Below are 19,121 nucleotides of genomic sequence, written 5' to 3' on the forward strand. Positions count from 1 at the left end.
GGGTATATAAGGAGGCATTTTTGCCTGTGCAAGGCGTCCACACAGGCTCGCCAAACCAATTTTCCTGCAAAGAAGCCAGAAAATCACGGCGGTTAGGCAAGCTCCTGCCGCGAGCTTGCGCGGAGCTTTAGGCAAGGTCGCGCATGCGGCCGCGGCTATTGTTGCATGATGACGTCGAGCAGGGTCGAATTGGCGCGCCGCTGGGGCTGTCCGCCGGCGTTTTCACCGACATCCATGGGCGGCGTCAGGCCCGGATCGGCGTCGTTGCGTTCCTGGCGGATGACCTGTTCTATGTCTTGCGTCGGCAATCCCTGCGGGTCGACCTGCCGCCGACCGCCCGGCTGCTGCTGCTCGCCATCGGCCCCGCCCAGGGCATGACTGATCATGTCGAACAGGCTGTCGCGGCGCTGCTCGTCGCCGCCGGTCGAAGCAATGAGGTCGGAGGAATCGCCGCCGATGCCCGGCAGCGGCTCTGGCTTGAGCCCCTGATGGGCGGCGGTCATGAACTGGCTCCAGACCTCGGCCGGCAGGCCGCCGCCCGTGACCTTCTTCATCGAGGCGCCGTCGTCATTGCCGAACCAGACGCCGGTGGCCAGGTTGGAGGTGTAGCCCACGAACAACGCGTCGCGGAAGGACTGCGTCGTGCCGGTTTTTCCGGCCGCCTGCCATCCGGCGAGTTTCGCCTTCTTGCCCGTGCCCTTGGTGATGACGCCCGCCATCATCATGTTCATTTCGGCGGCGATCTGCGGCGACAACACCTTGGGCGGCGTCTCGTACTTGTTCTCGTAAAGCACCCTGCCGGAGGCCGTGGTGATGCGACGGATGAGGTGCGGCGTCGCCTTGTAGCCGCCGTTCATGAAGGGCGCGTAGGAGGCGGTCAATTCGACCAGCGACACTTCCGATGTGCCGAGCGCAATGGAGGCGTTGTCCTGGATATCGGACTCGATGCCCATGCGATGGGCGAATTTCACGACATTGGCCGGCCCCGCCGTCATCACCAGTTGGGCTGCGATGGTGTTGAGCGAGTTGGAGAGCGCGTTTGCGAGAGACACAGGCCCACGATATTTGTTGTCGTAATTCTCAGGCGTCCATTTTCCGATGCGAACAGGCGCGTCGTTGAGAACGGAGGCCGGGGTCAGGCCGCGCTCGAGGGCTGCAGCGTAGACGAAGGGCTTGAAGGCGGAACCTGGTTGACGCTTGGCCTTGAAGGCGCGGTTGAATTGGCTTCTGGCGTAGTCGCGGCCGCCGACCACGGCGCGAATTGCGCCGGCGCCGTCGATCGACACCAGCGCGCCCTGAGAGACGCCCAGCCGTTTGCCATCCTTGGAAAGCGCCGCCTGCACCGCTTTTTCCGCAGCGCGCTCCAGCGTCCGGTCGAGCGTGGTGTCGACGACGACGTCCTCTTTCACGTCGCCGATCAATGCAGGCAGTTCGTCCATCACCATGTCGGCGGCGTAATGCTCGGCGCCGGACCAGTAGCTCTTAGCCTTGGGCGGCTGCTGGCTGGTGGCCATTTTCATGTCGTCGGCGCTGATATAGCCCTGCTCTTCCATTGCAGCGAGCACGAGCCTGGCGCGCTCCATGGCGCCCTTGGGATTCTTGGCCGGCGACAGCGCGGAAGGCGCCTTGAGCAGAGCGGCGAGGATCGCCGCTTCGGTGAGATTCACATCCCGGGCGGATTTGTTGAAGTAGCGGCGCGAGGCCGCCTCTACGCCATAGGAATTCGAGCCGAAGAACACGCGGTTGAGATACATCGCAAGGATCTGGTCCTTGGTGTATTTGCTCTCGAGCCAGAAGGCGAGCAGCACTTCCTGCACCTTGCGCTCCAGCGTCCGGTCCGGCGTCAGGAACATGTTCTTGGCGAGCTGCTGGGTGATGGTCGAGCCCCCCTGCACCATCCGCCCCGACATGATGTTGCGCGCCATGGCGCGGGAGAAACCGATCGGATCGAAGCCGAAATGCGAATAGAAGCGCCGATCCTCGATCGCGATCACCGCCTCGGGAATATAGGGAGACATGGCTTCGAGGGGGATGGCCTCGCCGCCCGTCGAGCCGCGATTGGCCAGCAGTTCGCCGTTGACGTCGACGATCTTGATGTTTGGCGGCCGGTCCGGCATCGCCCAGCTTTCGGCGTTGGGCATTCGTGAGCCGTAATAGATCAGCACGCCGGCGGCGGCGATGCCGCCCCAGAGGCAGAGAACCAGCGACCAATAGATCGCCCTGCGGATCAGCCCGAAAAAGCCGCCGCCGGATGAACGGGAGCGTCCGCGCACGGTTTTCGTCCGCTTCTTCACCGGCGCACGCCCTCCCCTCTCGCGGGGATCGGCGCGCAGCTCGTCGTCGCGACGCGCGCGTGAGCCCCCCTCGAAGGAAGGTTCGATTCGTGTGCCGTTTCTGGATTTTCCCGCCATCAGATCCGATGTTTCGCTTGCCCGTGTCGTTGTCGACGGCCTGAACTTTAAATGTGGCGATTTAACGGGTCGTTAACTCTCGGGCTCAGCGAGAGCTTTGCCGCCGAATGCATGCCGCCGCCCCGACCTCGCGATCGCGGCGACGATGTTTCAAGACGATGCAATGTCGCTCAGGCGGCCAGCGCCGCCATGATGCGGATCCAGGAGCGAATGCCCTTGTGGAAGGAGCGCAGCTCGTATTTTTCGTTCGGCGAATGAATGCGGTCGTCCGACAGGCCAAAGCCGGCCAAGAGCGATTCCATGCCGAGCATGCGCTGGAAATCGCCGACGATCGGGATGGAGCCGCCCATGCCGATCATCACGGCGGGCTTTTCCCATTCCGCCGTCAACGCCTCGCGCGCCTTGTTGAGCATCTGCGAATCATAGGGCAGCTGAATGGCGGGCGAGCCGCCGTGCTGATGGAACTCGACGGAGCAATCCGCCGGGATCTTGGACTTCACGAAGGCGCGGAAGCTCTCGCGGACCTTGTCCGGGTCCTGCTTGCCGACGAGGCGGAAGGAGACCTTGGCTGAAGCCTGGGCCGCGATGACGGTCTTGAAGCCTTCGCCGGTATAGCCGCCGGTGATGCCGTTGACCTCGGCCGTCGGCCGCGCCCAGGTGAGCTCCATGACGCTGCGGCCCTTTTCGCCCGAGGGGACGGAAAGACCGATTTCGCCGAGGAACTTGTCCGACGTCATGCCCAGGGTTTCCCACATGGCCTTGACGTGATCGGGAGTCTCCTCGACGCCGTCATAGAAGCCCGGCAGCGTGACCTTGCCGGTCTCGTCGTGCAGGCCGGCGAGGATGTCGGCGAGAATATGGATCGGGTTGGCGGCCGCGCCGCCGAAATAGCCCGAATGCAGATCGCGATCCGCGGCCTTGACCACGATCTCCTCGCCCACGAGGCCGCGCAGGCCGGCGGAGATGGCCGGCGTCTGGCTATCCCACATATTGGTGTCGCAGACGAGCGCAAAATCCGCCTTGAGCTCAGTGGCGTTGGCTTCGAGGAAGGGCTTGAGCGAGGGCGAACCGGATTCTTCTTCGCCTTCGAACAGGATGCTCACCTTCACCGGCAGTGCGCCATGCGCCTCCTTATAGGCGCGGCAGGCTTCGACGAAGGTCAGGAGCTGGCCCTTGTCGTCGGAGGTTCCGCGACCCGAAATCACCTTGCGGCCGTTGAGCTCGCGAATCTGGGGCTGGAACGGATCGGTTTCCCAGAGATTGACGGGATCGACCGGCTGAACGTCGTAGTGACCGTAAAACAGCACGTGCGGCGCATCTTCCCGCTCGCCGGCATGATGGGCGACGACCATCGGATGGCCGGGGGTGGCGCGCACGGAGGCCTCGAAACCGAGCGCCTTGAGGTCGTCGACCAGCCATTGGGCGGCCGCCGCACACTCGTCTTTATAGGCCGGATCGGTCGAGATCGACTTGATGCGGCACAGAGCGAACATTTTCTCGAGGCTGGAATCGAGATTGGCGTCGGCTTTGGACAGGACGGTGTCGATCATGCTCATGGCGATCCTCGCTGGTCGGAAACTGATTTGCCCTTGTTTAGCCGATCCGTCCGGCATTTTCGCCCTTGGCCACGGAAATTTTCTCCTGCTCGACTTTGCACTTCTCAAATCGATTGAAATTCCTTTTTGAACTCATGGACAAATCCGATATAGGCTCAGGCTCGGACAGGGAGAGGCCGATGACGGTTCGCAAAACCATAGCGCTCATCGCGCATGACCAGAAAAAAGACGACATGGCCGCTTTCGCCAGCGAGCATCAGGCCGAACTCATGCGGTTCGACATCGTGGCGACCGGGACGACCGGAGGCCGGATTCTCGACGCATGTCCGACGCTCGCGGTCCAGCGCCTGAAGAGCGGCCCGCTCGGCGGCGACCAGCAGATCGGCGCGATGATCGCCGAAGGCAAGGTCGAGATGCTGCTGTTCTTTACGGACCCCCTCACCTCCATGCCGCATGATGTGGATGTCAAAGCCTTGACACGGCTCGCCACGGTCTATGACATACCGATGGCGCTGAACCGCGCCACGGCAGAACTTCTCATCACCTGCTTCGACACGGCATAATTCCAGGCGGACACTTCATGGCGAGACAAGACGAACATTTCCCCTTCCCTATTCTGGTGGGGGACATCGGCGGCACGAATGCGCGCTTCATGCTGCTGACGGACGCCGCCGCCGAGCCGCAGGTCTTCCCGATCCTGCAAACCGCCAAATATGACACGATCGACGACGCGATCCGTCAGGGGGTGTTGCCCGAGGCCTCGGCTGCGCCGCGCTCGGCGATCCTCGCGGTGGCGGGACCGATCAACGGCGATGAAATTCCGCTGACCAATTGCCCTTGGGTGGTCCGTCCCAAGGCGATGATATCCGAACTCGGCTTCGTCGACGTCATGGTCGTCAACGATTTCGAGGCGCAGGCGCTGGCGGTCTCCAATCTCGGCGACGGCGATCAGGTCAAGCTCGGGCCGGGCGAGCCTCTCGAGGAGCATTCCAAGGTCGTGCTCGGCCCCGGCACCGGCCTCGGCGTCGGCGGCCTCTTGCATGCGCTGGACGCCTGGATCCCCGTGCCCGGCGAGGGCGGACATGTCGATCTCGGGCCGCGCAGCGAGCGCGATTACCAGATCTTCCCGCATGTCGAAGAGCTGGACGGCCGCATCTCCGCCGAGCAGATCCTCTGCGGCCGCGGCCTCGTCAATCTCTACCGCGCCATCTGCATCGCCGATGGCCAGGAGCCGATCTTCACCGATCCCGCCGACATCTCGACCCATGGTCTGGCCGGCGACAACAAGGCGGCGACGGAAGCGCTGTCGCTGTTCGTGACCTATCTCGGCCGCGTGGCCGGCGACATGGCGATGATCTTCATGGCGCGCGGCGGCGTCTATCTCTCGGGCGGCATTCCTCAGAAGATCCTGCCGGCGCTCGAAAAGCCCGAATTCCGCGCCGCCTTCGAAGACAAGGCGCCGCATCAGGCGTTGCTCGGCTCGATCCCGACCTATGTGGTGACGCATCCGCTCGCCGCATTGGCCGGTCTCTCGGCCTATGCCCGCGCGCCCGAGCGCTTCGGCGTGTCCACCGCCGGTCGTCGCTGGCGGAAATGACTGTTCAAGCGCCCGCGCCGGGGCTATAGCCCCGGACGCATCAGGCGAGGATAAAAAGCGTTGAGCGAAAAAAAGCCGAACCAGACGGTGGACAGGGCGAAGATCTTCCCGGTGATCAAGCGCGTCTTCGCGGAGAACGCGCGTGATCACATCGCCGGCTACGCCTTCGCAATCGCCTGTCTGGTGACGGTGGCGGGGTCGACGGCCTTCACCGCCTGGATCATGGAATCGGTGATCAACGAGACGTTTGAGAACAAGCGCGCCGATCTCGTCTGGATCATCTGCCTGGCGATCTTCGTCGCCTTCGCGCTCAAAGGTCTCGCTTCCTATGGGCAGGCGGTCGCGCTGCAGAAAATCGGCAATTCCATCGTGGCGCGGTACCAGAAGCGCCTGTTCAGCCATATGATGGCGCTGGATATCGGCTATTTCTCGGAATCCCGCTCGTCGCGTCTGTCGGCGACGGTCGCGCAGAACGTCAACGGCATCCGCGACACGCTCAACCTCACCATCACGTCGATCGCGCGCGATGCGTTAACCTTCGTGGCCCTGGTCGGCGTGATGATCTCCAAGGATGCGCTGCTGACGCTGGTGTTCTTCGCCGCGGCGCCTCCGCTGTTTCTCGCCATGCGCGCCATCGCCAAGAAACTGCGCGTCGCCTCCAAGGAAGCGGTGGAATTCAACGCGCATGTGATCGGCGCGATGCAAGAGACGATCCAGGGGCTGGCCATCGTCAAGGCCTTCACCATGGAAGACCAGTTGCGCCAACGGGTTTTCCGATTGATCGAGATGGCGGAGGGGCGCAGCAACCGTATCGCCCGCCTGTCGGAACGCACCTCGCCGCTGACGGATTCCTTCGCCGGGGCGGCGGTGTCGCTGGTCATCGGTTATGCGGCCTATCAATCGATCTATCAGGGACAGTTGCCGGGCGCCTTCATCGCCTTCATTGCCTCGCTGCTGCTCGCCTATGATCCCGCGCGGCGGCTGATCCGGGTGCAGGTGCAAATGGAGCGCGCTTACGTCAACGCCAAGATGATCTACGACATCCTGGATACGCCGATCCCGATGCGAGAAGAGCCGGACGCCAAGCCGCTCACCGTCACCGAAGGCCGCATTGAATTCGACAACGTCGTCTTCGGTTATGGCGAGGAAGAGATCCTGCATGGGGTGTCCTTCACCGCCGAGGGCGGTCGCACCACCGCCTTCGCCGGGCCCTCCGGCGCGGGCAAATCCACCATCATCAGTCTCATTCCGCGCTTCTATGATCCGCGCGCGGGACGCATCCTGATCGACGGGCAGGATCTGCGTTATGTGACCAAACAGTCGCTGCGGGAAAAGCTCGCTTATGTCTCGCAGGCGGCGCTGCTGTTCGAAGGCACGATCCGCGACAATATCCGCTATGGCCGGCCTGACGCCACCGACGCCGAGATCGAGGAAGCGGCGCGGCTGGCTTATGCGCATGATTTCATCAGCGCCCTGCCCAGGGGATATGACACGCCGGTGGGCGAAAACGGCGCCAATCTCTCCGGCGGCCAGCGCCAGCGCCTGTCGATCGCCCGCGCGCTGGTCAGGAACGCGCCGATCCTGCTGCTCGACGAGGCGACCTCGGCGCTCGACAATGAATCGGAAGCCGCCGTCCAGAAAGCCTTCGACAATGCCATGAAGGGCCGCACTGTCGTGGTGATCGCCCACCGGCTGTCGACCATAGCCGGCGCCGACAAGATCATCGTCATGGAAGATGGCCATATCGCCGAACAGGGCACGCATGAAATGCTTGCGAAGGAGGAAGGCGGTCTCTACGCTCGCCTCAACCGGCTGCAGGGAAGACGAGACGAGCCGCGGATCGCGGCAGGGATAGAATGATGACCGAGACGAATACCAATATGAAGCTGGTCGTGGTGGCGGGCGCCGCCGGCCGGATGGGGCAGACGATCATTCGCGCTGTGCAGTCGACGCCGGGCCTCAAGCTGCATGCCGCGATCGAGCGCGAAGGCTCCAGCGCCACCGGCAAGGACGCAGGCGAAATCGCTGGCATCGGCCCGATCGGCGTGCCCGTGACCAATGATCCGCTAAAGGCTTTTCTCGATGCGCATGCCGTCATCGATTTCACCACGCCGGCGTCCACGATCGAATTTGCTGCTCTCGCGGCGCAGGCCCGCATCGTCCATGTGATCGGCACGACCGGCTGTTCGGAAGAAGACGAGGACAAGATCCGCGCCGCCAGCCGCCATGCCCGCATCGTCAAATCCGGCAATATGAGCCTCGGCGTCAATCTGCTGGGCGTGTTGGTGCGCCGCGCCGCCGCCGCGCTGGCAGCCGCCGACTGGGATATCGAGGTGCTGGAAATGCACCACAACAAGAAGGTCGACGCGCCCTCGGGCACCGCCCTGCTGCTCGGCGCCGAAGCGGCGAAGGGCCGCGGGATCGACCTGCTCGCCAATGCCGTGAAGGTGCGCGACGGCCATACCGGTCCGCGCGAGGCCGGATCGATCGGCTTCGCCACGCTGCGCGGCGGCGGGGTCATCGGCGATCACTCCGTCATCCTGGCGAGCGATTCAGAAATGGTGACGCTGTCTCATCGGGCGAGCGACCGGTCGCTGTTCGCCAAGGGCGCGCTGAAGGCCGCCGAATGGGCTTATGACAAGAAGCCCGGACTTTACGACATGCTCGACGTGCTCGGGCTGGATTGATTTATAAACATCGAAGAGAGGAATCCCATGAGCGGAACTTTGGTGCTCGTCCGTCACGGCCAGAGCGAATGGAACCTGAAGAACCTTTTCACCGGCTGGCGCGACCCCGACCTGACCGAGCTCGGCGTCAGCGAAGCCACGGCTGGCGGTGAAGCACTTGCCGCCACCGGCATCAAGTTCGACGTGGCCTATACGTCGGCGTTGACCCGCGCGCAGCGCACCTGCCAGATCATTCTGGATTGCGTGGGCCAGAGCAGCCTCGAAACGATCAAGGACCAGGCGCTCAACGAGCGCGATTATGGCGATCTCTCCGGCCTCAACAAGGACGACGCCCGCGCCAAGTGGGGCGAAGAGCAGGTGCATATCTGGCGCCGCTCCTATGACGTCCCCCCTCCCGGCGGCGAAAGCCTGAAGGACACCGGCGCGCGCGTCTGGCCCTATTACATGACCGACATCCTCCCGCAGGTGCTTTCGGGCAAGACGGTGCTGGTGGCGGCGCATGGCAACTCGCTGCGTTCGCTGCTGATGGTGCTCGACCGTCTCGACCGCGAGAAGATCCTCGGCGTCAACCTCGCCACCGGCGTGCCGATGGTCTACAAACTGAATGCGGATTCGACCGTCAAATCCAAGGATGTGCTGGGCGACATGTCCGGCGCCCACTGAGGTTTCGAGGCGGGCTCCGGCCCGCCTTTTCTTTTTCACAACCCGCCCGAGGAAGATCACCATGCCGAGCCTGACCCGCATCGAAAATCATGCGCTTGCCGTCGAAGTGTCGTCGCTCGGCGCGGAGTTGCAGAGCGTGGCCTCGCGCGACGGCCGTAACTGGCTCTGGAACGGCGACGCCGCTTATTGGAACGGCCGCTCGCCGATCCTCTTCCCGATCGTCGGCAAGGCGATCGACAATCGGGTCGGCATCGGCGGCAAGGCTTATGAGATGAACCAGCATGGCTTCGCCCGCCGCAGCGAGTTTACGCTCGCGGACGCAACGGAGACCGCTTGCCGCTACGAACTGACGGCAAGCGACGCCACCCGCGCCGTGTACCCCTTCGATTTCCGGCTATCGCTCACCCATGCGCTGGAAGGCCATGTGCTGACGGTCGAGACCGTGGTCGACAATCTCGGCGACGAGGCTATGCCATTCGGCCTCGGCTACCATCCCGCCTTCGTCTGGCCGCTGCCGGGCGCCGAGGGCAGGCCGCATATGGTGAGCCTGGAAAATGCTGCAGAGCCGGGGCTATCGACGCTCGATGGCGGGCTGCGCAAGCCTGGTCTCTTCCCTTCGCCCTTCAAGGATGGCCATCTCGTGCTCGACCACGCGCTGTTTGCCGACGATGCGCTGGTGTTCCCCGAAGGCGCAGGCAACGTGCTGACCTACGCCGCCGAGGGCGGGCCGACCCTCAGATTCCGGTTCGAGAACCTGCCCAATCTTGCGCTCTGGACCAAGCCCGGCGCACCCTTCCTCTGCATCGAGCCTTGGCATGGCACAGCGCCCATGGTCGGCGACGGCGATGCGCTGGAAGCACGGCCCTTCACGATGACGCTCGAGCCGGGCGGCTCGGCGCGCTTCGCCTTCAGCGTCGAATTCCCGCTCTGATCAGAGCTGGGCGGCTTCCCAGCCCAGCATCGCCCGCTTGCGGGTCAATCCCCAGTGATAACCCGTGAGCGCGCCGGATTTGCCGATGGCGCGATGGCAGGGCACGACGAAGGAAACGGGATTGCGCCCAACGGCGGCGCCGACGGCGCGAGAAGCTTTTGGCGCGCCGATCTTGCAGGCGATGTCGGAATAGGTCGAGAGACCGCCGAGCGGGATGTCCAGCAATTGCTCCCAGACCCGCACCTGGAAATCGGTGCCGATGAGGACGACGCGCAATGGCTCTTCCGCTCGCCAGCGCGCCGGATCGAAGATACGGGCGGCGTAAGGCGACAACGCCGGCTCGTCGGCGATGAAATGCGCCTCCGGCCAGCGTTGCGTCATATCCGACAGCGCCGCCTCGTCGCCGGCGGCGTCGGAGAAGCCGAGGCCGCATAATCCGCGATCCGTCGCCATCAGCAAAGCGCGGCCGAATTGCGAGGGGAAGAAGCCGTAGCGAATCTCAAGCCCGCGTCCTTGCGTCTTCCATTCGCCCGGCGACATCGCCTCATGGGTGACGAAGAGATCATGCAGGCGACCGGGGCCGGATAGCCCCAATTCGAAGGAGGCGTCGAGCAGAGGCAGACGCTCCTGGCCTAGGAGCCGTTTGGCGTGATCGAGGGTGACCGCCTGCAGGAACGCCTTCGGGGAAAGCCCCGCCCAGCGGGTAAAGGTCTTCTGTAATTCCAGCGGATCGCGGCCGATGGCGCGACCGATATCTTCGAGCGTCGGCTGGGCGCGGTAGTGATCGGTCAAATGGGCGATGACGCTGCAGACGGTGGTGTAGTCGTCTCCCTCCGGGGTGACGTCGAACGCCGTGGCGGCATCAAAATGCGGGGCGATGGTCATGGGCTCATCCTCTCTCGCCCTGTTGTGGCACGGGCGCAGGAAGGCCGCCACCCGATTTCCGCAAACGCGGTCAGACGCGGCGCTTGATGTCGGCGAGCGCTGCGGTGAAAGCCTTTGCGAAGCTATCGCGCTCTTCGGGGCCGAGGAACTTGCCGAGCGTCGTGCGCCTGGCGCGCTCGACGACCGCCATGTCGGTAATGCCGAATTCTGCATGCCGCGCCACATCGAAGCGCGCCCAGAACGGGTTGTATTGGCTCTTGCGCACGAACCCGGCCGGGGTGACTTTGTGGATATCGAGTTGGTTGCGGCTCAACCGAACGATCTCCCTGGCCCGCGCAGCCCGATAGTTCAGCCAGAAAGCGCCGTAAAGAAGCGCGAGGTCCAGCCCGAAGAACATGGCGACCGGCAGCGCATTGGTGGCGAGGAAGAACACCACGTTGATCAGCGTCACCGCGGCAGAAAGACCTATCAACACCCGAAAACCGATAGGGCCGAGAGAACGATGCGGCCTGAGCTCGGCGGTGAACACCGCCGGCTCCCCGTTGAACCCGCTTTCGACAGTGGCTAGAGTCATGGGCAAACTATAGGGCAAATATGACAAACAGCAAGACGACCGCCGCCGCCAGGCCAGCGACAAAAAAGCCCGTGCGGGCGAAGAAATTCCGCTGTCCCTACGCGCCCGAGGAGATCGAGGAAATCTTCCGTCGCTTTTCCATCCAGCGGCCCGAACCGAAGGGCGAGCTCTATCACACCAACGCCTATACGCTGTTGGTGGCGGTGGCGCTATCGGCGCAGGCGACCGACGCCGGCGTCAACCGCGCCACACGCCCGCTCTTTCCGCTGGTGGACACGCCGGAAAAGATGCTGGACTTCGGCGAAGAGCGGCTGCGCGAGGCGATCAAGACGATCGGCCTCTTCCGCAACAAGGCGAAGAACGTCATCGCGCTGTCCCAGAAGCTGGTCGCCGATTTCGGCGGACAGGTGCCGCGCACCCGGGAGGAACTGGTGACGCTGCCGGGCGTGGGCCGCAAGACGGCCAATGTGGTGCTGTCGATGGCCTTCGGCATACCCTCGCTCGCCGTCGATACGCATATCTTCCGCATCGGCAACCGCCTGAAGATCGCGCCGGGCAAGACGCCCGACGAGGTCGAGGACAAATTCCTGTCGATCATCCCCGACCACTATCTTTTCCACGCCCATCACTGGCTGATCCTGCATGGCCGCTATTGCTGCAAGGCGCGCAAACCCGAATGCGAGAAATGCGTGATCGCCGATATCTGCAAATCGCCCGAGAAGAGCTGGGATGTGCCCGCGCCCCTCGTAGAATTGCCGCCGCAGGTGTTTTGAGGCAATCAGCGAACCGCAGGCGATGTTGCCCTGAGCGCCTTGTGCAGATGGATCATCGTGGCGGCGGCAAACAGCGGCGTCAGCAGATTGAGGATGGGGATGAACAGGAACAGCGCGACCAGCAGGCCGGCCATCATGACAGAACCGCGATTGTTCTTTCGGAATTGACGCGCGCCCTCGACGCCGAGATGGCGCGACGCGGCGAATTCGAAATATTCGCGGCCGATGAGATAGCCGTTGACGACGAAGAAGATCACCAGATTGACGCCCGGCACGAGCAGCAGGAACAGCGCCAGGATGTTTGCTGCGACGACGACCAGAAAGAACTGCACCGACGACCAGAGAGACTGTCCGAGCGGCAGCGCTACGCCTGGCGCTTCACCGGGATAGTCGCGCTTCTCGATGATCTCGGCGGCGTCATCCAGGAAGAAGCCGGCGACGATGGCGCTGATCGGCGCTATGAGCATGGCGAGCGCGGCGGCGAGTCCCAGCGCCGCCAGCAGATCGGCGACGAAGGTCAGCCATCCGGCCCAGGACGGCAGGTCCGGCAGATAGGCCGCGACCCAGGGCATGATCACGTCCATGAAGACTTCCCGCAGGCCGAGCCACAGCGCCGCGAGCGCCAGAATGGTCAGGCCGAGCGCTTTCCAGAACACGCCCCGGATTTCCGGCGCGAAAAGATCGGCCAGGGCGCGGCTGGCGGCAGTGAGGATCATCAGGCGTCTCCAAATAGATTTTCGGCAGATGTCGGCGCCCGCCCGCGGCTTTGCAAGGGCGCTTGGGTGATGGTATCACCGCGCCATGACTGAAAAACCTCGCATCACCATTCTCTACTGCACCCAATGCAACTGGCTTCTCCGGGCCGGCTGGATGGCGCAGGAGCTTTTGCAGACATTCGGCCAGACCCTGGGCGAGGTGGCGCTCATTCCGGGCACAGGCGGAAATTTCGAGATCCGGGTCGATGAAGACCTCGTCTGGGAGCGCAAGCGCGACGGCGGCTTTCCCGGCCCCAAGGAACTCAAGCAGCGGATCCGGGACATTGTCGAGCCCGAGCGCGACCTCGGCCACACCGATCGCGCCGACAAGAACGCAACGTCGGCGTCGACGGGCGACCAATAAAAAGAGCGGCGTTTTGCGCGCCGCTCCCTCGAGTCTTGTTGAGCCGCGCCTCAGCGATAGGGCGAACGGCAGACTTTGTAATAGCCGTCATAGGCCAGGAAGCGGTTGGTCGCGGGATTGTAGGACTGATAGCGGTTGAGGCACCAGCGCACATGGGCGTTGCCGCCGGTGCGGACGATTACCCGCGGAGCCGGTCGCACGATCACCCGCGGCGCCACATAGACGGTGCGCGGACGATAATAACGCGGCCGTATCACGACGCGCGGGCCGGGACGATAGACGCGGCGGCAATTCCAGCGATTGCAGACCACTCTCGCCTTGGTGACGTCCGTGGTCTTTTCGACCTGGAGCGGCTGCATGGACGGCTGGGCTTCCGCGATCGTCACGGGAGCGGCTCCTGCCAGCGCGAGAACGCCGGCGATGATGAATTTGCGCAAATTCGGCATTTCAGATCCTCTCTTATTGTGAAGCGTTCCGCTTCTAGGTGTCCCTTGCGCCAGACGTTTGGCCGTCCCTTGTTATTCGCGGGAATATTCTTCCTGCGCTCAGCCTTTTGCAACACAAATGTACCCGTCTTGGTTCCAAATATCACACATCGGACATTTAGCATTTGCTTCAGATCATGGACGCAAAATTTTTTTGCGCCGCGGAAGTCTGGAAATCTCGACCCTCGGGTTCGATCGCCTTTTCGCAGCGCACATTTCTGCAAATTGTCTGTTGACACAAAACGGTCACGCGGCTACACGCTCCCTCGTCGCCCAGATGGCGGAATTGGTAGACGCGCAGGTTTCAGGTACCTGTGCCGCGAGGCGTGGAGGTTCGAGTCCTCTTCTGGGCACCAAATTCCCACCTATTTTCAATAGGTTAAAAAGCCCGCCGAAAGGCGGGCTTTTTGCTTTGACATTTGTCATTTGCCTTGCGCGCCGACACGTTTCGCGCAAGATATCGTCATTACCCTCGCCACGGGAGAGCCGTGACATGCAAGACGCAAACATATTGGATCTCGATTTCCGCGAACCCGAATCGACGCCAGACTTCGAGCGTGTGGTCAACTGGCGCGGCTTCGCGCTTCAGCACACCAGCATCATGCTGCCGACCGAGTATGAATTTACCTGGACCGGCGCGACGCATTATTTCGCCGCCCATGATCTCGTCCTCGAGAGAGGCGAAATGCATGTCGACGGACTGGAGCCGATCTCCGGACGCGATCTGCGCAACAAGATGACCTATATTCCGGGCGGAAACTCGCTTTCCGGCTGGGCGGCGCCGGTCAACCGCAAAAACAGCTTCACCATCGTCAATTTCGAACCTGCGCTGATTGCCGAAGAACTGGAGCGCGACTTCTCGGAAAGCGCCTTCAAGCCGCAGGTTTATTTCGAAGACGAGCGCCTGGCCTCGACGATGCGCAAGATCGAGCGGCATCTGATCGAAGGCGGCTCGAATCTGCACCTCGAGACGCTCGGTCTGCTGGCCACGCTGGAGATCGCCGAATTCATGGTCGCGGAGACGCGTCACGTCTCCTTCCGCCGCGGCGGGCTCAATCGGATGCAGATGAAGATGCTCACCGAATATATCGACGCCCATCTGGCCGAAGACGTATCGCTCGACCGGCTGGCGGGTCTCGTGCGATTGAGCCGCTTCCATTTCTCCCGCTCGTTCAAATCGGCGTTCGGCGTCTCGCCGGTGAAGTTTGTCACCGGTCGCCGGCTCGCCAAGGCGAAGCTGCTGCTGGCGGGACCGCGTCTGGGCCTTTCCGAAGTGGCCGCCGCCGTTGGTTTCGGCAGCGTCCAGCAATTCATCAAAGTGTTCCGCGAGGACACGCGGATGACCCCCGGCGAATATCGTCGGAGCCTTTGAACGGGTCTCAGATCTGCGGCAGATCGATCTTCAGATAGGCCGCGATCGCCTCCACCGCCATGCGGTGATCGTCGCGTTGCGGCAGGCCCGAAACGGTGAGCGCCGCGACGACCAGGCCGCCGCGTGAGAGGCGGATCGGAAAACTACCGCCATGCGCCGCATAGTCCATGAGATCGAGGCCGATGTCCGGCCCGACGCTGCGCTGCTTCTCCGCAAGCGACTGGCCGTAGAGCAGGGAGGACTGACTGAAGCGCAGGGTGATATTGCTCTTGCGCCGCACCCATTCGTCGTTGTCCGCAGTCGAACCCTGCAGGCTGGCATGAAAGAGAATGCGGTTGGGCGTGCGAATATCGACGACCACGGGCGCGTGCTGCGTCCGGGCGATGGCCATGGTCATGCAGCCGAGATCGAAGGCGTCGTCTTCACTGAAATGCTGGAACACGGCCAGCTTCTCCTGTCGCTTCAGCGTTTCGAGCAACTCTGCTCCGGCGTCTTTCGTCTTGCTCATACAATCCTCCTCGGTAGCGTCTGCAATCCTGGCGCGACGATCTTCAAGATCTGCGGCGTCAAACCGATGGCCAATCCAGCCAGTCGCGAATCAATCGATAGGCCACCGCGCCGCTGACCGGAACGGTGATGTCTTCAGGGTGGACGCCTGCGATCATCGCGACCACCTCGTCCCGCGAAAACCAGCGGCAATCTTCCAGCTCCCGGGTATCGCGAGAAATGGCCAGCGTGGCGGCTTCGGCGTAGCAGCCGATCATCAGCGAATGCGGCATCGGCCAAGCTTGGCTGGCGTGATACCGCACGCAATCGGTTTCAATGCCCGACTCTTCCAGCGTCTCGCGGCGAACCGCCGCCTCGATGGTTTCTCCGGGCTCCAGAAAGCCTGCGAGGCAGGAATACATGCCGGGCGGAAAATGCGGCGAACGCCCCATCAGGCACCGATCGCCTTCGACGTCGATCGCCAGCATGATCACCACCGGATCGGTGCGCGGGAAATGCTCGGCGCCGCAGCCCGTGCATTTGCGCCTGTAGCCGCCGGCCTTCGGCTCGGTCTTTGCGCCGCAGCGGCCGCAGAAGCGCGCGCCGAGCGACCAGGCCATCATCGCCGAGGCCTGAGCCGCCTCGCCGAGCGCCGCGTCATTCAACAGCGCCTCACGCATCAGGGCCCTGCAATCGGCGAATTTGAGATGGTCGAGGGGTGTTTCGGGATCGACGCCGACCGGCGCCGCGAGCCGAGGCGCGCCGCTTTCCTCGAAACCGAGCAGGATCGCTTCGTCGAAGTCCGGCTTCAAGTCCGGCAGTTCATAAGGCGCGAACAAGGGATCGATCACCTGGTTCTCATGCTTGAGGACGAGCTTGGCTCCCGCCAACGCATAAAACAGCGCGCCGTCGATGCGAATCGCAGCCTCGATACAGTCGTCATCGCGATGCTCGGAGCGGCGATCGAGACGATTGCCGGAGAATGCGACGAGGCTCGAGGCTTCGGGATGCGGCCGGGGACTGTCGAAAATGCTGCGGCTGCGCATCAGATCGCCTCCAGGATGCGGTTGGCGAAGGCGTCGATCTCTTCGGCGCCATAGGGCTCGCGGACGCCGTAGCCCCAGACTGGCGCCGGCCAGTTGGGATCGCCCGCATTGCGGGCGACGACATGCACATGCAGTTGCCGGACGATATTGCCGATCGCCGCGATATTGACCTTGTCGCAACCGGTGACTTTCTTCAGGGCCGCGCCGACCAGATTGGTTTCGAAGGTCAGCATGGCCTGGTCGAGCGGCGCGAGGTCGAACAATTCCGACAAACCGTCGCGCTGGGGAATCAGGATGAGCCAAGGCCAACGACGATCGTTCATCATCCGGAGCTCACATAGTCCGATGCGAACGATCAACACGGAATCATTCGACAATCTCTCATCCAGCGTGAACGCCATGGGGACCCTTTCCCTATCCTGATCTTCTTTTTCCTCTCCAGATATCAGATAATTTCAAGATTGGCTTGCAATCAGAAAAGATATTGACGATATGGACGGCGGGAGGCTGGTGGTGGACGCGCCACTCGCCAACTTGGTCAGGTCCGGAAGGAAGCAGCCACAACGAGCTTCGGTACGGGTCATCGTGCCGGCCTCCCACCCTCTCTTTTCCCGTGGATCACAAGCAGGAACGGCCCGGCGGAATTTCCATTTTCCGATCGGATGCTTTAGCCTGCGCCGGCGAAAAGATCGCGATCAAAGGCGGATGAAGCTTGAGCGCAGAGACTGACAAGACCGGCTACCGGGTTCTCGCCCGGAAATATCGCCCGAAGGACTTCTCCGACCTGATGGTCGGCCAGGAGGCGATGGTCCGAACGCTCACCAACGCGTTCGAGACAGGGCGCATCGCGCAAGCCTATATGCTGACCGGCGTCCGCGGCGTGGGCAAGACCACCACCGCCCGCATTCTGGCGCGCGCGCTCAATTACAAGACCGAAACGATCGACAAGCCGACGATCGACCTGCGCGAGCCGGGCCTGCATTGCCAGGCGATCATGGAAGGCCGCCATGTCGACGTGATCGAGATGGACGCCGCCTCCCATACCGGCATCGACGACATCCGCGAAATCATCGAGCAGGTGCGCTACAAGCCGGCCTCGGCCCGCTACAAGGTCTATATCATCGACGAAGTGCACATGCTGTCGACGGCCGCGTTCAACGGTTTGTTGAAGACGCTGGAAGAGCCGCCGGAACATGTGAAATTCATTTTCGCCACCACCGAAATCCGCAAGGTGCCGGTGACCGTGCTGTCGCGCTGCCAGCGCTTCGACCTCAGGCGCATTTCGGCGGCCGACCTCACCCAGCTCTTCAGCACGATCGCGGAGAAGGAAGGCGTCCGGGCCGAGACCGAGGCCCTTGCACTCATTGCCCGCGCCGCCGAGGGCTCGGCGCGCGACGGCCTATCGCTGATGGATCAGGCGATCGCGCATGGCGCGGGCGTGGTGGAGACGGACGCGGTGCGCGCCATGCTCGGTCTCGCCGATCGCGCCCGCATCGCCGATCTCTTCGGCCATGTCGTCAAGGGCGATGTGGCCGCCGCGCTCAACGAGTTTTCCGAACAATACGCCGCGGGCGCCAATCCGGTAGTGGTGCTGAACGATCTGGCCGACTTCACCCACCTCGTCACACGGCTCAAATATATTCCGGACGCCGCCAACGACCCGTCGCTCTCCGAAATCGAGCGGGTGCAAGGGGCGGAGTTCGCCAAATCCATTGCCGTCACCGCGCTGTCGCGCATATGGCAGATGCTGCTCAAGGGCATTCCGGAAACGGAAAACGCCTCTCGCCCGTTCGGCGCGGCGGAGATGGTGCTGATCCGTCTCGCCCATGCCGGCTCGCTCCCGTCGCCCGAAGACGCCGCGCGCCGGCTGGCCGGCATGATCAACGGCGACGTGGCCGCCCCGGCGCCCGCGCCGCGCGGCGGCAATGGCGGCGGCGCCCAGGCCATGGCGGTGTCGGACAACAGAAACTATCAATCCATGGCTCCATCGTCTCCGTCCGGCGGCGCGACCATGTTGCGCGCTGTTCCCTCATCCTCGCCGCAGCCGATGCAGGATCTCAGGCCTTCGCCGGCGGCGCGCGCGGACGATGCGCCCAAGATCAATCTGCGGACATTCGCCGACGTCGCCCAACTCGCGGGCGATAAGCGCGACATGAAGCTGAAGGCGCAGTTGCGTCAATTCGTGCGGCCGGTGCGCATGGAGCCCGGCAAGATCGAACTGGCGCTGTCGCCCGACGCCCCGAAAAGCCTGGTCGGCGAGCTTTCGACGCGCCTGCGCGAATGGACCGGACAGCATTGGCTGGTGGTGATCTCGCGGGAACCGGGCGGTCTCACCCTCGTTGAGGCCGAAGCGAAGGAGCGCGACGACCGCGTGGCCGATGCGCGCGCCGACCCCGATGTCGCCGCCATTCTGGCGCGCTATCCGGGCGCGAAGATCACCGATGTGCGCGTCACGGCTGCGCCCGATGACGACAATGAAGACGCCGTCGCCACTGACGAGGCGCTGGACGATTTCGACGAATAAAAACAGGAGCGA

20 protein-coding genes, 1 tRNA gene and 1 other RNA gene are annotated in these 19,121 nt (G+C 63.2%); 13 read left to right on the forward strand and 9 right to left on the reverse strand.

Annotated features, from left to right (window positions below):
* Positions 1–155 precede the first annotated feature (155 nt).
* Both OCK01_RS14820 and OCK01_RS14825 read right to left on the reverse strand, forming a co-directional pair.
* The gene (locus tag OCK01_RS14820) at positions 156–2,411 is read right to left on the reverse strand and encodes a transglycosylase domain-containing protein (RefSeq protein WP_263824604.1); all 2,256 of its coding nucleotides are present in this window, start codon (positions 2,409–2,411) and stop codon (positions 156–158) included.
* A gap of 170 nt (positions 2,412–2,581) precedes the next feature.
* Positions 2,582–3,967, reverse strand: a complete 1,386-nt coding sequence (locus tag OCK01_RS14825) for a M20/M25/M40 family metallo-hydrolase (RefSeq protein WP_263824605.1) — start codon at positions 3,965–3,967, stop codon at positions 2,582–2,584.
* Between OCK01_RS14825 and OCK01_RS14830 the strand changes: the two genes are divergently transcribed.
* From OCK01_RS14830 to OCK01_RS14860, 7 genes are all read left to right on the forward strand, one after another.
* Positions 3,960–4,097, forward strand: coding sequence for a hypothetical protein (locus OCK01_RS14830; protein ID WP_263824606.1), 138 nt, complete (start codon positions 3,960–3,962; stop codon positions 4,095–4,097). The two genes, OCK01_RS14825 and OCK01_RS14830, sit on opposite strands and share 8 nt — an antisense overlap.
* A gap of 49 nt (positions 4,098–4,146) precedes the next feature.
* Positions 4,147–4,530: a methylglyoxal synthase gene (locus tag OCK01_RS14835; protein WP_263824607.1), complete on the forward strand. Its 384-nt coding sequence runs from the start codon at positions 4,147–4,149 to the stop codon at positions 4,528–4,530.
* Positions 4,531–4,547: 17 nt separating this feature from the next.
* Complete coding sequence (locus OCK01_RS14840) at positions 4,548–5,564, forward strand: glucokinase (RefSeq protein WP_263824608.1); 1,017 nt, start codon at positions 4,548–4,550, stop codon at positions 5,562–5,564.
* 60 nt (positions 5,565–5,624) lie between these two features.
* Positions 5,625–7,424 (forward strand): ABC transporter ATP-binding protein, encoded by a 1,800-nt coding sequence (locus tag OCK01_RS14845; protein ID WP_263824609.1) that lies wholly within the window; start codon positions 5,625–5,627, stop codon positions 7,422–7,424.
* Positions 7,424–8,251 (forward strand): 4-hydroxy-tetrahydrodipicolinate reductase, encoded by an 828-nt coding sequence (gene dapB, locus OCK01_RS14850; protein WP_263824610.1) that lies wholly within the window; start codon positions 7,424–7,426, stop codon positions 8,249–8,251. Before OCK01_RS14845 ends, dapB begins: the two co-directional genes overlap by 1 nt.
* 27 nt (positions 8,252–8,278) lie before the next feature.
* Entirely contained in the window at positions 8,279–8,914 is a 636-nt protein-coding gene (locus OCK01_RS14855) for a 2,3-bisphosphoglycerate-dependent phosphoglycerate mutase (protein ID WP_182827435.1), read from the forward strand.
* 61 nt (positions 8,915–8,975) lie between these two features.
* Positions 8,976–9,845 carry an aldose 1-epimerase family protein gene (locus OCK01_RS14860; RefSeq protein ID WP_263824611.1) on the forward strand — a complete coding sequence of 290 codons (870 nt, stop codon included), beginning with the start codon at positions 8,976–8,978 and terminating at the stop codon, positions 9,843–9,845.
* On the opposite strand, the gene OCK01_RS14865 is transcribed toward OCK01_RS14860, so the two are convergent.
* Together OCK01_RS14865 and OCK01_RS14870 are read right to left on the reverse strand one after the other, a co-directional pair.
* Positions 9,846–10,730 carry a bifunctional helix-turn-helix domain-containing protein/methylated-DNA--[protein]-cysteine S-methyltransferase gene (locus OCK01_RS14865; RefSeq protein WP_263824612.1) on the reverse strand — a complete coding sequence of 295 codons (885 nt, stop codon included), beginning with the start codon at positions 10,728–10,730 and terminating at the stop codon, positions 9,846–9,848.
* 70 nt (positions 10,731–10,800) lie between these two features.
* Positions 10,801–11,304, reverse strand: a complete 504-nt coding sequence (locus tag OCK01_RS14870; RefSeq protein WP_263824613.1) for a DUF2244 domain-containing protein — start codon at positions 11,302–11,304, stop codon at positions 10,801–10,803.
* A 20-nt stretch (positions 11,305–11,324) separates the two neighbouring features.
* Here OCK01_RS14870 and nth point away from each other — a divergent pair, with 20 nt between their 5' ends.
* A complete protein-coding gene (gene nth / locus OCK01_RS14875; protein ID WP_263824614.1) occupies positions 11,325–12,077 on the forward strand; it encodes an endonuclease III in 753 nt (250 codons plus the stop codon).
* 5 nt (positions 12,078–12,082) lie between these two features.
* Here the strand turns inward: nth and OCK01_RS14880 are convergent, their stop codons facing one another.
* Positions 12,083–12,793: a sulfate transporter family protein gene (locus OCK01_RS14880; protein ID WP_263824615.1), complete on the reverse strand. Its 711-nt coding sequence runs from the start codon at positions 12,791–12,793 to the stop codon at positions 12,083–12,085.
* 85 nt (positions 12,794–12,878) lie between these two features.
* Between OCK01_RS14880 and OCK01_RS14885 the strand changes: the two genes are divergently transcribed.
* A complete protein-coding gene (locus tag OCK01_RS14885; protein ID WP_182827441.1) occupies positions 12,879–13,196 on the forward strand; it encodes a SelT/SelW/SelH family protein in 318 nt (105 codons plus the stop codon).
* A gap of 50 nt (positions 13,197–13,246) precedes the next feature.
* Here OCK01_RS14885 and OCK01_RS26570 read toward each other — a convergent pair whose 3' ends face one another.
* Positions 13,247–13,642, reverse strand: a complete 396-nt coding sequence (locus OCK01_RS26570; protein ID WP_263824616.1) for a BA14K family protein — start codon at positions 13,640–13,642, stop codon at positions 13,247–13,249.
* Between the two features lie 310 nt (positions 13,643–13,952).
* On the opposite strand from OCK01_RS26570, the gene OCK01_RS14895 reads away from it, so the two are divergent.
* Positions 13,953–14,037 (forward strand) — tRNA-Leu (locus OCK01_RS14895).
* A gap of 137 nt (positions 14,038–14,174) precedes the next feature.
* The gene (locus OCK01_RS14900; RefSeq protein WP_182827443.1) at positions 14,175–15,053 is read left to right on the forward strand and encodes a helix-turn-helix domain-containing protein; all 879 of its coding nucleotides are present in this window, start codon (positions 14,175–14,177) and stop codon (positions 15,051–15,053) included.
* Between the two features lie 7 nt (positions 15,054–15,060).
* Here OCK01_RS14900 and OCK01_RS14905 read toward each other — a convergent pair whose 3' ends face one another.
* Genes OCK01_RS14905 through OCK01_RS14915 form a run of 3 tightly spaced genes read right to left on the reverse strand, consistent with a single transcriptional unit; the run spans position 15,061 to position 16,986 of the window.
* Positions 15,061–15,561: a heme-degrading domain-containing protein gene (locus OCK01_RS14905; protein ID WP_263824617.1), complete on the reverse strand. Its 501-nt coding sequence runs from the start codon at positions 15,559–15,561 to the stop codon at positions 15,061–15,063.
* 58 nt (positions 15,562–15,619) lie between these two features.
* A complete protein-coding gene (gene nudC, locus OCK01_RS14910; protein WP_263824618.1) occupies positions 15,620–16,585 on the reverse strand; it encodes an NAD(+) diphosphatase in 966 nt (321 codons plus the stop codon).
* A complete protein-coding gene (locus OCK01_RS14915; protein WP_263824619.1) occupies positions 16,585–16,986 on the reverse strand; it encodes an HIT domain-containing protein in 402 nt (133 codons plus the stop codon). The genes nudC and OCK01_RS14915 overlap by 1 nt, the downstream gene beginning before the upstream one ends.
* A gap of 101 nt (positions 16,987–17,087) precedes the next feature.
* Between OCK01_RS14915 and ffs the strand changes: the two genes are divergently transcribed.
* Positions 17,088–17,185, forward strand: an RNA gene (gene ffs, locus OCK01_RS14920) — signal recognition particle sRNA small type.
* Positions 17,186–17,297: 112 nt separating this feature from the next.
* The gene (locus OCK01_RS14925) at positions 17,298–19,109 is read left to right on the forward strand and encodes a DNA polymerase III subunit gamma/tau (protein WP_263824620.1); all 1,812 of its coding nucleotides are present in this window, start codon (positions 17,298–17,300) and stop codon (positions 19,107–19,109) included.
* Positions 19,110–19,121: the final 12 nt, after the last annotated feature.

The sequence above is a fragment of the Rhizobium sp. TRM95796 genome, assembly GCF_025779995.1.
In the GTDB taxonomy this organism is placed as follows: domain Bacteria; phylum Pseudomonadota; class Alphaproteobacteria; order Rhizobiales; family Rhizobiaceae; genus Rhizobium_E.